Consider the following 14,421-nt stretch of genomic DNA (forward strand, 5'->3'; position numbering starts at 1 on the left):
TCCGACTGGGTGCCGCGCCCGGTGGGGGCGCGAGCTGCCTCTTCACCCGAGGCGCGGGGGCCTTCTCTGTCCTGCTGTCGCAGCCATTCGCTTCGCGCTCATGTTCCCGTACCAACCGCCGTCGTGCCGGATGCCGAACGCACCCGCCGGGTAAGCGGTCGGGCGATTACTCTGCGTTGTGCCGCATACGAACAACCTCCATGTACGAGGGCAGAGAATCCATACCGGAGACCACGACTCCCCTCGGCAGCGTAATCGTACGAAGAGGCAGCACCAACGCCAGCGGTGCCACGTCCAGGTGGGGCAGTGAGGTCTCGATGGTCAGGGAGCGAAGGTGTGGAAATTCACGCAGCCACCTCCAGGAGTCACCGATGTCCGAGGTCAGCCACAGATGAGTGAGCTGCGCTTGGCGGCAGCCGTTGAGGAAGTCGACGGCAGTGAAATCACCGACGATCTTGATCCAGGCCCGCCCGCCGAAACTGCTGATCGCTTGCAGCTCGGCCGGGTTGGAGACCGGGAAGTATAGGCGCTCCTGGCCGAGATGGGCGATGACCTCCTGACCGTAGATGTTGGTGTCGAAGCGGTTCCAGGCTCGTACGAGTTCATTGCGCACCCGTAGGTCGTGGTAGCCGCGATAACGGGCGAGCACGTCGATCGCCGCATCGGTCGCGATACGGGTGGCAGCGAAGACCGTGAAGTACGCCTCGTCAGCAGCCCGCTGCTCTGCGGCCTTCTCCTCGTCCGACCGTTCGTCGACGATCCTCTCGTCGGTAGGCCACTTCTCCACCGGCGGAGCCTCCGGAGGATACGGAAGCAGGTCCAGGACCACCGGGCCGACCTCGATCAGTGCTCGGGCCTGATCCGCTGTGCGGGGCGGGATCAGGGCGCCTGCGCGCTGCTGCACTTCCGCCCGGACCTCGGGGTCGAGTTCCGTGGCGTGTTCCAGACACGCCGCCGCCAAGAGGTGCAGTCGGTTCAACCCGTGCGCCGTGACGTTGTCCCGCCGGATGATGCCGGTCAGAAGCCGGGTGCGCTCGGTCAGGCGGGAGTGGGCGACGGCCATCCTGATGACATCCTCCCACTGGTCCAGGTGCGCATTGGCGATGAGGAAGTCGAAGTCGAGCCCCTCCACGGCCGCCTTGGCCCCGAGGTAGTCCTGGAAGGTCCGGTGGATGAAGTCCATCGATTGAACGCTCGGTTCACGCAGCAGGCCACTACGGATAAGGAGGTGCCGGTAGATCTCCTCGGCCGTGCCCTGCTCCGCCACCTTCGGCATCGTGGGCAATGCCTGGGCAAGGAGGTTTATCGCGTCGGCACGGTCCATCTCCGAGCGGCCGTTGCGGATCATCCAGTAGGCCAGCTTCTGAATCAGCTGAATGTGGTGCGCCTCGCCGATGCGGATCGATCCCGGCTTGTACACACCGCGTTCGCGGTCGCGCCGGAAGAGAAGCATGGACAGCGCCGCGTCGTAGATCTCCTTGCGACCTTCGGGCAGATAGCCGTGGCGGTCCTCATGAAGTGCGCAGATCAGGCCACACATCAGAGGATTGGTGGCGAGTCTGCCGAGGTCCTGCTTGACGCGCACCGCGCGTAACAGCTCATGGGCGTACTGGTCGCTGATACCGGCTGCCTGGTGCCAGCGGATCACGAAATCGGCGATGTTGTCCCTACTCATGGGCGCGAGATCCGCCTCGACGAAGCCGTCTCCGCTCAGCCAGTGTTCCCGTACGGCGGAAGGCCGGGACGTGACGAGCCAGCGATTTACCGGATACGTGCTGATCAGTTCCTGGAGCCAGCGACGGGCGTCGTTGCGGTCGTCCTCCGGAATCTCATCGATTCCATCGATGAGGATCAGCCCGCGGCCCGCTCTCAGTACACGGTCGAACCAGCCCGCCGGCTGCAGCGCGGCGATCGGACAGTCCACCGCGGACAGAAACTCGTCGGGGGCCGGAAGCTTGGCCCCGCCCCTGGTGAGCGTGCGCAGCGGCAGCACGAACGGCACCAGGCCGAACAGGTCCAGCTGGTTCGGTCGGGTCGTGGAGACCGCCAGCCACTGTACGAGAGTGGTCTTGCCCGAGCCGGCCACGCCGCGCAGCAGGACCCGGTTGTGTGCGGCCAGTACCTGGTCGGCGGAGAGCCTGGTGGGAAGGACTCCGGTAGCGTCGCCCACCGCGTCGAGACTGAGATAGGCGACGTCCAGCAGCCAGTTCTCTGGGCCTTGGGACAGGTCGAGGCCGAAGATGCTCAGCTTTCCGTGCTTGTCGGTGATATAGCGCGCGTATCGCTTCTCGAAAGGGCCGTCGGCGGGGGACGGGGCCCTGGTGATGAGGGAGTCAATCTTGCGCGTCAGTTCCTCGAGGCTCCGGCTCTGTTCCACGAGGGTGCGCGGCACGAACGCCGATCGCTGGGTGAAGAAGTTCAGAATGTGCAGGCACGCGGTGTCCAGCACGCTCGAATGGAGTTCGACGGCATCGGCCGACAGTCCCAGCACGGCCGTGCGACTCATCGACCTCAGATGCCGGGCCAGACCCATGTGTCCGAGGTTCACCGCCTGTACGTCATCCATGTCGAGGGTGCCCATGACACGCAGAGACGAGGCGACCGCGTTGGTGACGGCTCGCACCTCGTAACTGGGTAATTGCTCCTCGCCTGTCGCCTGCACGGCGCGCGCGACCAGCTCCTCCGCTATTCTGCGCATCTCCTTGTCGGACAGGGTCCGCTGCTCGCCGCGGAAAGAGACGAGCCGGGACACGCGGACCGGCCTGTCGACAAGTCCCGCCCCGGGCACCCCGTTCAGAAAGAGCTTCCTGATCAGCGGGCTCACAACGCTGGACGCGAGGCGCGCCCCGATGACCGAGGGTTCCATCTGCTCTCCGAACGATGACGCGCGGCGCCATCGGCCGCCCTGGACAGCAGGATATGGCGATTCAGTGATCAGTAGTCGCGCTCTGTTAGATTTGGTCGTGGTATCCGGCGTGAACATCAGCGAGCCGGAGCGCACCCCGGTCGTCCACGGCCCCGGTGGTGCACCACCGGCTGCCACACCGAGGCACCCCCTCTGGGTGTGGACGGTACCCACACCCTCGCGCACGTTCAGCGCGCCGACCGCGGCGGCTGCAGGCTGACCCTCCCCAGCCTCGACGAAAACTGCCCCTCGTGTCGCACATCGCCAGGGGCGGCGCGCACGCGGTGACCTGGAATGCGTGGGAGGCCGTGACGCTCGTTTGACGCTCCAGGTACCCACGCGCAGGACGGCGAGCTGAGAAATGGCATCTGAACTGGTCTTTTCCGTGATGCGCTCAGGCCGACACCTTTCCGATGACTCAACATGTGAAGAGCGCGGTGCTCGGAAGCTCTCGCTCCTGGTTCAAAGTCCCAGAGAAGTCCCAGAGAAGTCCCAGAGACTGCGTCACGCCCCACCTCACCTCGTATTTGTGCAGGTCAGGAGGGGTGTGACGGTGTTTCTTCTGCAGGCTTTCAAATGTCGCGGAAGATCTCGATCTGCGCGCCCACCGAGTTGAGCCGCTCCGCCAGCTCCTCGTAACCGCGGTTGATGACATACACGTTGCGCAGGACCGACGTGCCCTCGGCCGCCATCATGGCGAGCAGTACCACCACGGCGGGCCGCAGGGCCGGCGGGCACATCATTTCGGCGGCGCGCCAGCGGGTCGGGCCCTCGACCAGTACCCGGTGCGGGTCCAGGAGTTGCAGCCGGCCGCCGAGGCGGTTCAGGTCGGTGAGGTAGATGGCCCGGTTGTCGTAGACCCAGTCGTGGATGAGGGTCTGGCCCTGGGCCGAGGCGGCGATCGCCGCGAAGAAGGGCACGTTGTCGATGTTGAGGCCCGGGAACGGCATGGGGTGGATCTTGTCGATCGGCGCCTCCAGCTTGGAGGGCCGGACCGTGAGGTCGACCAGGCGGGTACGGCCGTTGTCGGCGACGTACTCCGTCGTGCGGTCGCAGTCGACGCCCATCTCCTCCAGCACCGCGAGTTCGATCTCCAGGAACTCGATCGGCACCCGGCGGATCGTCAGTTCGGACTCCGTCACCACGGCGGCGGCGAGGAGGCTCATCGCCTCGACCGGGTCCTCGGACGGGGAGTAGTCGACGTCCACGTCTATGTGCGGGACGCCGTGCACGGTCAGTGTGGTCGTGCCGATGCCGTCCACGCGTATACCGAGCGCCTCCAGGAAGAAGCAGAGGTCCTGGACCATGTAGTTGGAGGAGGCGTTGCGGATGACGGTCGTGCCGTCGTGCCGGGCGGCGGCCAGCAGCGCGTTCTCGGTCACGGTGTCACCGCGCTCGGTCAGCACTATCGGGCGGGCGGGGGTCACCGAGTGGTCGACCTGGGCGTGGTAGATCCCCTCGGTCGCGGCGATCTCCAGGCCGAAGCGGCGCAGCGCGATCATGTGCGGCTCGATGGTCCGCGTTCCGAGGTCGCAGCCGCCGGCGTACGGGAGTTTGAACCGGTCCATGCGGTGCAGCAGCGGGCCGAGGAACATGATGATGGAGCGGGTCCGGCGGGCGGCGTCCGCGTCGATGGCGTCCATGTCGAGCCGGGCGGGCGGGACGATCTCCAGATCGGTTCCCTCGTTGATCCACCGGGTCCGCACACCGATGGAGTTCAGCACCTCCAGGAGGCGGTAGACCTCCTCGATCCGGGCCACCCGGCGCAGCACCGTACGGCCCTTGTTGAGCAGCGAGGCGCAGAGGAGTGCCACGCACGCGTTCTTGCTCGTCTTGACGTCGATGGAGCCCGAGAGCCGGCGACCGCCGACCACCCGCAGGTGCATGGGCCCGGCGTAGCCGAGCGACACGATCTCGCTGTCGAGTGCCTCACCGATGCGCGCGATCATCTCAAGGCTGATGTTTTGATTGCCGCGCTCGATGCGGTTCACGGCGCTCTGGCTGGTGGCGAGCGCCTCGGCGAGCTGACTCTGTGTCCAGCCCCGATGCTGACGGGCGTCACGGATGAGCTTGCCGATGCGTACGAGGTAATCGTCTGACATGGTGAAAGGTTATCTCAGATATGAGATGCGACCTGCGCCGGGGTGTGGCGTTCGGGTGACGCCCGGGCGTGTCGGCGCGGCAGTTGCAGGTCGGGAGCGTATGAGATGCGCCGTCCCGCCGCGCACCGTGCGTTCCATGGTCCGCCCGGATCGCCGCGACCGCCCGCGGTGTACGTCCGTACGGGGGACGGGCGATCCGGGCATGCGGAAGCCGGTGCCCGGGGTTCGGGAGGGCGGAGCCCGGCCGCCGGTTCCGGGGGCTCCGGAGACCGGCGGCCGTCCTGCGGAGGTCAGTCCTCGAAGCCGTTGTCGCGCAGGAGGCCGTCGATACGGGCGCGATGCGCGGCCTCCCAGGCGTCCAGGGATTCGCCCGCCTCCTTGGCCGCCTTCGCCCGCGCGTCGAGGAGTACCTGTTCGTGCCGGGCCCGCGGAACGACCACGACGCCTTCCTCGTCCGCCACCACGATGTCACCGGCGTCCACGTCCACACCGCCGCAGCGCACGGGGCCGTTGAGCGGCCCGACCGCCTTCTTGGTGCCGGGGATGGGGATCACGCCCCTGGCGAAGACGGGGAACCCCATCTCGCGCACCTCGGCGAGGTCACGGATCACGCCGTCGGTCACGAACGCGGCGATTCCCCGGCGTTGGGCGACCGCGCAGACGTTCCCGCCGGCCAGCGCGTGGTCCACGTCGCCCGACTCGACGACGATGACGGCGCCGGGCTCCGCGCGGTGGACGGCGGCGTGGAGCATGAGGTTGTCGCCCGGAGGGCACCGCACGGTGAACGCCGGTCCGGCGACCCGGGGGACCGAGGGCCACAGCGGGCGGACGCCGATGTCCATGACCTGCCCGCGCCCCAGGAGATCGGCCAGGGTGGTCGGGGAGATGCCCCCGAACCCCTCGGTCTCCCCGGACTCCTCGGTCTCACCGGACCCCCCGGGGCCACCGGACTTTCCGGGCTTCTCGAACTCCTCGGACTCACTGATGTCGTTCATGTTCCTCCGTCGTCCGGGCCCACGCGTCAGGTGTCGTACTGGCCGTCCCAGGGAGCGTAGAAGCCGAGCTGGTCGGGGTGGAGCTCGGCCCAGTCGTCCTCACCCTCGCCGTCCTCGCCGTCCTCCCCGTCCGCGCTCTCCCCGTCGTGGTGCTCGACGACCAGCCCGAAGAGCACGCCGTCGACCGTCAGCCGGAAGGGCCGGATCGCGATGTCTCCGTACTCGCGCTCGGGAAGACCGTCGAGGAGCGCCGCCAACCGCGCCTCCGCCCGCGCCATGACGGAGCCGTCGCCCGCGGGGTGTTGCTGCTGCTCGGCATACGTGCCCGCGTACCCGATGTCCGAATCGAGGTGCCGGCCCTCGTGGTCGAAGCGGTGCAGAACGGTGTAGAGGCGCTTGTGTTCCTCCCAGCCGTCGCCGATCGTGTACCCCTGCGGAAAGGCGTAGGTGACCGAGGCCAGGAACTGTCCGTCCGCGTACCGCCCGACGGTGTCGGTCCGGTATCCGGGCTCGTGGGCTATGGGGATGATCTCGGGAACTGCCATGACGGAACCATAGATCCGGCATCTGACATCGGCCCGCCCGGAGGGGCCGTCCGCTGAGTACGGGTACTCATGTGTGCCCGGAAGCCGGTTGACAGGCTCCGCGGTATGACGAGTGGCAGAGGGGCGCTCACGGCCCTGCATCTCTTTCTGGTCTGGGCGATCACGGCGACCGCGGTGCCGATGCTCGGCTTCGGTCTGGTGGCGGCGGCCTGGGGCGGCGGTGCCGGTGCGACGGTGCCGGTCCTGGCACTGGGCGCGCCGCTGATGGTGGGCCTGCTGGCCGTGGCGGGTCTGCCGGTGAAGGACGTGGTGCCGCTGTGCGGTTCCGTGCCGGGGCGGTTGGGCTGGGCGGTACTGGTCTTCGTGCTCGGCACACTCGGCGTCCTGTCGGGCCTGGCCGCCTACGGCGGGGACGTCGACCTGGGGAGCGCCGGTACCCGGATCGCGCTGACGGGGGTGCCGTACACCGTGGCCGCGGCGTTCTTCGTGCCGGGCCGGTGGGTGCGGTCGGGGGCGCTGGTGGTGCTGGCGGCCGGTGTGGTCTACGGGGGTTTCGTCGGCCCGGCGCAGTCGCAGCAACGTCGGCACGAGGCGGAGGTCGCGCGGTACCGGGAGAAGCCCGAGCTGCTGTACCTGGGCGACGCGCCGCCGGGCATGCACGTGTCCCGTGCGGAGCTGGGCCCCGCCACCTTCGTCGTCGACTACCGCCCCGTGCGGGAGGGTTACGAGACGGGGTACGCGGGCCTCGTCGTGCGCTCCTCGGACATGCCGGTACCCCCGTGCCCCGAGCCCGTGGACAAGTCCGTCACCTGCGCGGTGGACACGCACGGGGAGATGGTCGTGGTCCGCCGCTTTCCCGACGGCACCCGCGACGTCACCCTCGTCCGCCGGCACGGGAAGGCGGAGGTCTCGGTCGCCAGTCAGAGCGTCGGCGAATCCGGGCTGCGCCATCTCCTGGACACGCTGCACCCGTTGTCGGACACGGAGCTGGGGGAGCTGATGCGGGAGAAGAAGATCGACCACGGACCCTGAGTGCCGCCCACCGGGTGCCGCCGGCCCCGAGGCGACGCCGACCGGCTTCCCGCGGCCGTGCCGGCCCCTGCGGAGCACCGGGCGTTGCCGGGTCGCAGGAGCGGAAGGGCTCGGTGAACACCCGACAGAAGCGGTGCGGACAATGTCGGGTGGCCGGGGCCGGTGCCGCCGCACGATGGGCGCATGGACGACACGACCTTGATATCCCGCTTTCTCCGTGACGGCTTCGTGAAGCTGGAGGGCGCCGTCGCGCCACGTGTGGCCGCGGACTGCGCGCGTCTGCTGTGGCGGGAGACGGGCTGCGACCCGCAGGACCCGGCGACGTGGACGCAGCCCGTGCACTGGGTGCCCGGCATGGCGCAGGGACCGTTCGCCGCCGCACCCAACTCCCCGTTCCTGCACCACGCCTACGACCTTCTCGTCGGCGCCGGACGCTGGGAGCCGCGCTATTCGCTGGGCACGTTCCCGCTGCGCTTCCCGCACAAGGAGGAACCGGACGACGCGGGCTGGCACATCGAGGGGAGCTATCTGCCGGAGGGCGAGAGCTGGTACTTCACGAATCTGCGCTCCCGGGGGCGGGCGCTGCTGATGCTGTTCCTGTTCAGCGAGGTCGGTGATCAGGACGCCCCCACCCGGATCCGGGTCGGCTCGCACCTCGATGTGCCGAAGGTGCTGGAGAAGTACGGGGAGGACGGGGCGAGCGGGCTGGCCCTTGCCCCCGGTCTGGTCGCGGCGTCCGACCACCGGCCGCTCGCCCTCGCCACCGGGTCCCCGGGCGACGTCTTCCTGTGCCACCCGTTCCTGGTGCACGCGGCGCAACCGCACCACGGGACGCGGCCGCGCTTCATGGCCCAGCCGCCGCTGATGCCGGCCGCACCGTACGAACCGGAACGGGCCGACGGCGCGTACTCTCCCGTGGAGATCGCGATCCGTCGGGGCCTGGGACGTGACACGCCCGGTCCGGACGGGGACGGCACCGGCGGCAGCGCCGGGTAGCCATGGACGCTGCCGGGCGCCGTGGCCGCCAGAGGAGGGGGACCGGGCGTGCTGGAGCGGCTGAACCAGGCCATGGAGCACATCGAGCGCCATCTCGACGGGACTGTCGAGGTGGGGGAGCTGGCACGCATCGCGGCCACCTCGGAGTACCACCTGCGCCGGATGTTCTCCGCGCTCGCGGGCATGCCGCTGGCGGAGTACGTCCGGCGCCGTCGGCTCACCCTCGCCGGTGCCGAAGTGCTCGCGGGGCGCGACACGTTGCTGGAGATCGCGGTGCGTTACGGCTACGGATCCGGCGAGGCGTTCGCGCGGGCGTTCCGTGCCATGCACGGCATCGGACCGGGCGAGGCCCGGCGTACCGGTGCCGCGCTCAGCTCCCAGTCGCGGATGGCCTTCCGCCTCACCGTCGAGGGGAGCAGCAGTATGCGATACCGCCTCGTGGACAAGGCGGCCTTCACCGTCGTCGGCTTCAAGGCCCGGGTGCCGCTGGTGCATGCGGGGCCGAACCGGGCGATCATGGACTTCGTCCGCGGGATCGATCCGCGGGCCCTGGAGCGCGTGGCGAAACTGTCGGACCAGGAGCCGCACGGCATCGTCGCGGTCTGCGACGACCTGGACCCCAGCCGGGCCGAGGGTACCGATCTCGACTACCACCACGGCGTGGTCACCTCCGCGGCCGCTCCCGAAGGCACCACCGCGCTGTCCGTCCCGGCCGGCACCTGGGCGGTCTTCACCACCTCCGGGCCCGCGCCGCAGGCCGTCCAGGAGCTGTGGCGGGACGTGTTCACCGAGTGGTTCCCGTCGAACCCGTACCGCACCCGCACCGGCCCCGAGATCCTGCGTATCCGCCTGTCGCCGGAGAAGACCGGGGCCGACGCCGAACTGTGGCTCCCGGTGGAGCCCGAGCCGGACGCCCGGCCTTCGTCGTGAGACGGCACCGGTGTGCCGTCCGGCGGGCCGTGGCCCGCGATCACGTGCTGAACTGGGGCCGGACGGGTGTGGTGAGGCGGCCGTCCCGGACTGCTTCCGCCGATCCGGACCGCTTCCGTCGTTTCGAACCGGACCAGTGGAAGGGCCTGAGAGATTGACCATGCACGACGACCAGGTGGACGTGACCACCGAAACCGTTGCGACCCTGATCGAGGAACAGTTCCCCCAGTGGAGCGGCAGGGCGGTCCGACTCCTGTCGTCGACCGGGACGGTCAACGCCATCTTCCGCATCGGGGACACCCTCTCCGCGCGTTTCCCGCTGCGTCCGGCCGATCCCGCACAGGCGCTGGCGGTTCTGGAACGGGAAGCCCGGGCGAGCGCGGAGCTGGCGCGGGTGTCTCGGTTCCCCGTTCCGGAACCCGTCGCCCTGGGAAGGCCCGGAGCGGGTTACCCCATGCCGTGGTCGGTCCAGACATGGCTGCCGGGAACGGTCGCCTTCGATGCCGACCCGAGTGGGTCGGACGCTTTCGCCGAGGACCTCGCGGCCTTCATCGCAGCCCTGCGGGACGCCGGGACGCGGGGGCGGCGTTTCAGTGGCGAGAACCGCGGCGGCGTTCTCGCCCACCACGACGACTGGATGGCGAAATGCTTCGAGGAGAGCGAGGGGCTGCTCGACGTACCCCGGCTGCGCAAGGTGTGGAGCCGCCTGAGGGAGCTGCCGCGCACGGCTGCCGACGTGATGAGCCACGGTGACCTGATTCCCGGCAACGTACTGGTCACGGGGGACCGGCTCAGCGGCGTACTCGACACCGGCGGCTTCGGCCCGGCCGACCCCGCGCTGGATCTGGTCGGCGCCTGGCACCTGTTGCAGCCGGGCCCACGGGAAGTGCTCCGGCGGGCACTGGCCTGCGACGATCTGGAGTGGGAGCGCGGCAGGGCATGGGCCTTCGAACAGGCGATGGGTCTCGTCTGGTACTACGCCGAGAGCAATCCGGCGATGAGTGGAATGGGGCGCCGGACACTCGACCGCATTCTGGAGCCGACGAAGTGATGCCGCTTGCATGACAGCGGACACCGGCGCCCCCGCATGACCGTGCGACGGTGATGTACTAGAGTTATCTCGACATCGAGATATATGCCGAAGGCGCACCGCGGTCCGTCAGTCGGTAAGGGTTACCTAACTAAGCCTTACCTTAGCGGATGGTCGAGGAGCCGTAGGCGGCACCACGCGGCGCCCGCCGTAATGAGGCGCGGCGCGGAGTACGCGCACATTGATGAAGGAGACTGTCGTGTCGGCGAACAGCTTCGACGCCCGCAGCACGCTGCGCGTGGGCGACGAGTCGTACGAGATCTTCAAGCTGGACAAGGTCGAGGGCTCCGCGCGCCTCCCCTACAGCCTGAAGGTGCTGCTGGAGAACCTGCTCCGCACCGAGGACGGCGCGAACATCACCGCCGACCACATCCGGGCCCTCGGCGGCTGGGATTCCCAGGCTCAGCCCAGCCAGGAGATCCAGTTCACGCCGGCTCGCGTGATCATGCAGGACTTCACCGGTGTGCCGTGTGTCGTGGACCTCGCCACCATGCGTGAGGCCGTCAAGGAGCTGGGCGGCGACCCGGCCAAGATCAACCCGCTCGCCCCGGCCGAGCTGGTCATCGACCACTCCGTCATCGCCGACAAGTTCGGTACGAAGGACGCCTTCGGCCAGAACGTCGAGCTGGAGTACGGCCGCAACAAGGAGCGCTACCAGTTCCTGCGCTGGGGCCAGACCGCCTTCGACGAGTTCAAGGTCGTCCCCCCGGGCACCGGCATCGTCCACCAGGTCAACATCGAGCACCTGGCCCGTACGGTCATGGTCCGGGGTGGCCAGGCGTACCCCGACACCCTCGTCGGCACCGACTCGCACACCACCATGGTCAACGGCCTCGGCGTGCTGGGCTGGGGCGTCGGCGGCATCGAGGCCGAGGCCGCGATGCTCGGCCAGCCGGTCTCCATGCTCATCCCGCGCGTCGTCGGCTTCAAGCTGACCGGCGAGCTCCCGGCCGGCACCACCGCCACCGACCTGGTGCTGACCATCACCGAGATGCTCCGCAAGCACGGTGTCGTCGGCAAGTTCGTCGAGTTCTACGGTGAGGGCGTCGCCGCCACCTCGCTCGCCAACCGCGCCACCATCGGCAACATGTCGCCGGAGTTCGGCTCCACCGCCGCGATCTTCCCGATCGACGACGAGACGCTGAAGTACCTGCGTCTGACCGGCCGCGACGAGCAGCAGGTCGCGCTCGTCGAGGCGTACGCCAAGGAGCAGGGCCTCTGGCTCGACCCGGCCGCCGAGCCGGACTTCTCCGAGAAGCTGGAGCTGGACCTGTCGACGGTCGTCCCGTCGATCGCCGGCCCGAAGCGCCCGCAGGACCGCATCGTCCTCGCGAACGCCAAGGCCCAGTTCGCCCTGGACGTGCGCAACTACGTCGCGGACGACGAGGAGGCGGGCAAGGAGTCCTTCCCGGCCTCCGACTCCCCGGCCGCGCACAACGGCGTCCCGTCGAACCCGGTCACCGTGACCGCCCCCGACGGCACGACGTACGAGATCGACCACGGCGCCGTCACCGTCGCCGCGATCACCTCCTGCACCAACACCTCGAACCCGTACGTCATGGTCGCCGCGGCGCTCGTGGCGAAGAAGGCGGTCGAGAAGGGCCTGACCCGCAAGCCGTGGGTCAAGACCACCCTCGCCCCGGGCTCGAAGGTCGTCACCGACTACTTCGACAAGGCGGGCCTGACCCCGTACCTCGACAAGGTCGGCTTCAACCTCGTCGGCTACGGCTGCACCACCTGCATCGGCAACTCCGGCCCGCTGCCGGAGGAGGTCTCCAAGGCGGTCAACGAGCACGACCTGGCCGTGACCTCGGTGCTCTCCGGCAACCGTAACTTCGAGGGCCGGATCAACCCCGACGTCAAGATGAACTACCTGGCGTCCCCGCCGCTGGTCGTCGCGTACGCCATCGCCGGTTCGATGAAGGTGGACATCACCAAGGACGCCCTGGGCATCGACCAGGACGGCAAGCCGGTCTACCTCGCGGACATCTGGCCCTCCGAGGCCGAGGTGAACGACGTCGTCGCCAACTCCATCGGCGAGGACATGTTCAACAAGTCCTACCAGGACGTCTTCGCGGGCGACGCCCAGTGGCAGGCGCTGTCGATCCCCACCGGCAACACCTTCGAGTGGGACGCGCAGTCCACCTACGTGCGCAAGCCCCCGTACTTCGAGGGCATGACGATGGAGACGACCCCGGTCGCCGACATCACCGGCGCCCGCGTGCTCGCCAAGCTGGGCGACTCGGTCACCACCGACCACATCTCCCCGGCCGGTGCGATCAAGGCCGACACCCCGGCCGGCAAGTACCTGACGGAGCACGGCGTCGAGCGCCGCGACTTCAACTCGTACGGCTCGCGCCGCGGCAACCACGAGGTCATGATTCGCGGCACCTTCGCGAACATCCGCCTGCGCAACCAGATCGCCCCGGGCACCGAGGGTGGCTTCACCCGCGACTTCACCCAGGCCGACGCCCCCGTGTCGTTCATCTACGACGCCTCGCAGAACTACCAGGCCGCCGGCACCCCGCTGGTCATCCTGGCGGGCAAGGAGTACGGCTCCGGCTCGTCCCGCGACTGGGCCGCCAAGGGCACCGCGCTCCTCGGTGTCAAGGCCGTCATCGCCGAGTCCTACGAGCGCATCCACCGCTCGAACCTCATCGGCATGGGCGTCCTCCCGCTCCAGTTCCCGGAGGGCGCGACCGCCGAGGCCCTCGGCCTGACCGGCGAGGAGACCTTCTCCTTCACCGGCGTCGAGGAGCTCAACAACGGCACCACGCCGCGCACCGTCAAGGTGACCACCGACACCGGTGTGGAGTTCGACGCGGTCATCCGCATCGACACCCCCGGTGAGGCGGACTACTACCGCAACGGCGGCATCATGCAGTACGTGCTCCGCAGCCTGATCCGCAAGTAGTCGCGAGGCGGGCAGCAGAGCCGAAGGGCCGCACTCCGGGATTCCGGGGTGCGGCCCTTCGTGTGTTCTCCGCACCGATGGCTACTGCTTGATGCTCTGCACGAAGGCCGTCCGACATGCGGTGCGCAGGACCAGGACAGGGCTGTTGCTCAGCTTGGTGTCGCGTACCGGGACGACGCCGGGAACGTTGTCGGCGAACTCGACGCAGCTTCCGCCGTCTCCGTTGCTGTACGACGAGGTCCGTCAGGCGGCACGGCTGAGATCGGGTGTGCTGTTCATCAGTCGTAGTCCTTCGCCGCCGAGGCGATCAGTGCCAGGGACGCCTCCGGCGAAGCGCGACGGCCCTGGCCGGATCGTATGCCGATCGATACTGCTCCACCAGGGCTGCCTCTTCGATGAGTTGACCCGTGTAGGCGCTCTCGGTGTACACGACGGGCGGCGCATCGGCGAACTGCATCAGCGAGGACATGGTGTTACCCCGCCACCTTCGACTTCCGGGCAAGCCGGCACAGTCGCTGAAGGTGCTTGCCACTGCCCAGCAGTTCGTCGAAGGCGCGGGACATGTCCTGCTGCGGACTCCGTTCCGCCATCTCGAAGAGCCCGATGTACGTGCCCGAGCAGAACACCCGGTCGCCCAGCCCGGTCCGGGACATCTTGGCGGCCTCTCGCAGGCGGCGTGGTTCGGATCCGCAGAACGAACGGGCATCGGCGTACGGGTCGAGGTCCTTGGGCTGCGGCATGTGCCGCAATGCAGTGGCGCGTCGGCGTACCGCACCCGGAAAGCCGGAATGTGCCACTCGTAGGTGTCCGTGCCGTCCGGGCGCACGAGGGCGAGCCGCACCCCGCCGCCGGCCCGGTGGAATGCGATCGTGGGGCCGCAGGTTCACACAGCGACAGTGACAGCGCCGACGG

Annotated in this window: 11 protein-coding genes and 1 pseudogene; 5 read left to right on the forward strand and 7 right to left on the reverse strand. The window is 68.8% G+C overall.

Annotated features, from left to right (window positions below; genetic code table 11):
* Positions 1-166: 166 nt before the first annotated feature.
* The 4 genes from AADR41_RS00505 to AADR41_RS00520 form a co-directional block, all read right to left on the reverse strand.
* Positions 167-2,866 carry an NACHT domain-containing protein gene (locus tag AADR41_RS00505; protein ID WP_342279336.1) on the reverse strand — a complete coding sequence of 900 codons (2,700 nt, stop codon included), beginning with the start codon at positions 2,864-2,866 and terminating at the stop codon, positions 167-169.
* Between the two features lie 611 nt (positions 2,867-3,477).
* The gene (locus AADR41_RS00510; protein ID WP_342279337.1) at positions 3,478-5,007 is read right to left on the reverse strand and encodes a helix-turn-helix domain-containing protein; all 1,530 of its coding nucleotides are present in this window, start codon (positions 5,005-5,007) and stop codon (positions 3,478-3,480) included.
* A 290-nt stretch (positions 5,008-5,297) separates the two neighbouring features.
* Entirely contained in the window at positions 5,298-6,002 is a 705-nt protein-coding gene (locus AADR41_RS00515) for an RraA family protein (protein WP_342279338.1), read from the reverse strand.
* 26 nt (positions 6,003-6,028) lie between these two features.
* Positions 6,029-6,547 carry a hypothetical protein gene (locus AADR41_RS00520; RefSeq protein WP_342279339.1) on the reverse strand — a complete coding sequence of 173 codons (519 nt, stop codon included), beginning with the start codon at positions 6,545-6,547 and terminating at the stop codon, positions 6,029-6,031.
* 105 nt (positions 6,548-6,652) lie between these two features.
* On the opposite strand from AADR41_RS00520, the gene AADR41_RS00525 reads away from it, so the two are divergent.
* The 5 genes from AADR41_RS00525 (at position 6,653) to acnA (ending at position 13,509) form a co-directional block, all read left to right on the forward strand.
* Complete coding sequence (locus tag AADR41_RS00525) at positions 6,653-7,579, forward strand: hypothetical protein (protein WP_342279340.1); 927 nt, start codon at positions 6,653-6,655, stop codon at positions 7,577-7,579.
* A 183-nt stretch (positions 7,580-7,762) separates the two neighbouring features.
* Positions 7,763-8,575 carry a phytanoyl-CoA dioxygenase family protein gene (locus AADR41_RS00530; protein WP_342279341.1) on the forward strand — a complete coding sequence of 271 codons (813 nt, stop codon included), beginning with the start codon at positions 7,763-7,765 and terminating at the stop codon, positions 8,573-8,575.
* 48 nt (positions 8,576-8,623) lie between these two features.
* Positions 8,624-9,505, forward strand: a complete 882-nt coding sequence (locus AADR41_RS00535; protein ID WP_342279342.1) for an AraC family transcriptional regulator — start codon at positions 8,624-8,626, stop codon at positions 9,503-9,505.
* 160 nt (positions 9,506-9,665) lie between these two features.
* Entirely contained in the window at positions 9,666-10,556 is an 891-nt protein-coding gene (locus AADR41_RS00540) for an aminoglycoside phosphotransferase family protein (protein WP_342279343.1), read from the forward strand.
* A 238-nt stretch (positions 10,557-10,794) separates the two neighbouring features.
* A complete protein-coding gene (gene acnA, locus AADR41_RS00545) occupies positions 10,795-13,509 on the forward strand; it encodes an aconitate hydratase AcnA (protein ID WP_342279344.1) in 2,715 nt (904 codons plus the stop codon).
* A gap of 81 nt (positions 13,510-13,590) precedes the next feature.
* On the opposite strand, the pseudogene AADR41_RS00550 reads toward acnA, so the two are convergent.
* The 3 genes and pseudogenes from AADR41_RS00550 to AADR41_RS00560 all read right to left on the reverse strand — a co-directional run.
* Positions 13,591-13,692: pseudogene (locus AADR41_RS00550) on the reverse strand (DUF397 domain-containing protein); the annotation flags it as partial.
* A 124-nt stretch (positions 13,693-13,816) separates the two neighbouring features.
* Positions 13,817-13,978 (reverse strand): Scr1 family TA system antitoxin-like transcriptional regulator, encoded by a 162-nt coding sequence (locus tag AADR41_RS00555; protein ID WP_342279345.1) that lies wholly within the window; start codon positions 13,976-13,978, stop codon positions 13,817-13,819.
* Between the two features lie 4 nt (positions 13,979-13,982).
* The gene (locus AADR41_RS00560; RefSeq protein WP_342279346.1) at positions 13,983-14,249 is read right to left on the reverse strand and encodes a helix-turn-helix domain-containing protein; all 267 of its coding nucleotides are present in this window, start codon (positions 14,247-14,249) and stop codon (positions 13,983-13,985) included.
* Positions 14,250-14,421 lie beyond the last annotated feature (172 nt).

This window comes from Streptomyces sp. CLV115, from assembly GCF_038448545.1.
GTDB classification, from domain to species: Bacteria; Actinomycetota; Actinomycetes; order Streptomycetales; family Streptomycetaceae; genus Streptomyces; species Streptomyces sanglieri.

What these genes read in the sequence shown, in the direction of transcription:
- AADR41_RS00530 (WP_342279341.1), top strand. Translation starts at nt 7,763, where the DNA reads ATGGACGACACGACCTTGATATCCCGCTTTCTCCGTGACGGCTTCGTG.
- AADR41_RS00555 (WP_342279345.1), bottom strand. Translation starts at nt 13,978, where the DNA reads ATGTCCTCGCTGATGCAGTTCGCCGATGCGCCGCCCGTCGTGTACACC.
- AADR41_RS00540 (WP_342279343.1), top strand. Translation starts at nt 9,666, where the DNA reads ATGCACGACGACCAGGTGGACGTGACCACCGAAACCGTTGCGACCCTG.
- AADR41_RS00505 (WP_342279336.1), bottom strand. Translation starts at nt 2,866, where the DNA reads ATGGAACCCTCGGTCATCGGGGCGCGCCTCGCGTCCAGCGTTGTGAGC.
- AADR41_RS00560 (WP_342279346.1), bottom strand. Translation starts at nt 14,249, where the DNA reads ATGCCGCAGCCCAAGGACCTCGACCCGTACGCCGATGCCCGTTCGTTC.
- AADR41_RS00515 (WP_342279338.1), bottom strand. Translation starts at nt 6,002, where the DNA reads ATGAACGACATCAGTGAGTCCGAGGAGTTCGAGAAGCCCGGAAAGTCC.
- AADR41_RS00510 (WP_342279337.1), bottom strand. Translation starts at nt 5,007, where the DNA reads ATGTCAGACGATTACCTCGTACGCATCGGCAAGCTCATCCGTGACGCC.
- AADR41_RS00525 (WP_342279340.1), top strand. Translation starts at nt 6,653, where the DNA reads ATGACGAGTGGCAGAGGGGCGCTCACGGCCCTGCATCTCTTTCTGGTC.
- AADR41_RS00520 (WP_342279339.1), bottom strand. Translation starts at nt 6,547, where the DNA reads ATGGCAGTTCCCGAGATCATCCCCATAGCCCACGAGCCCGGATACCGG.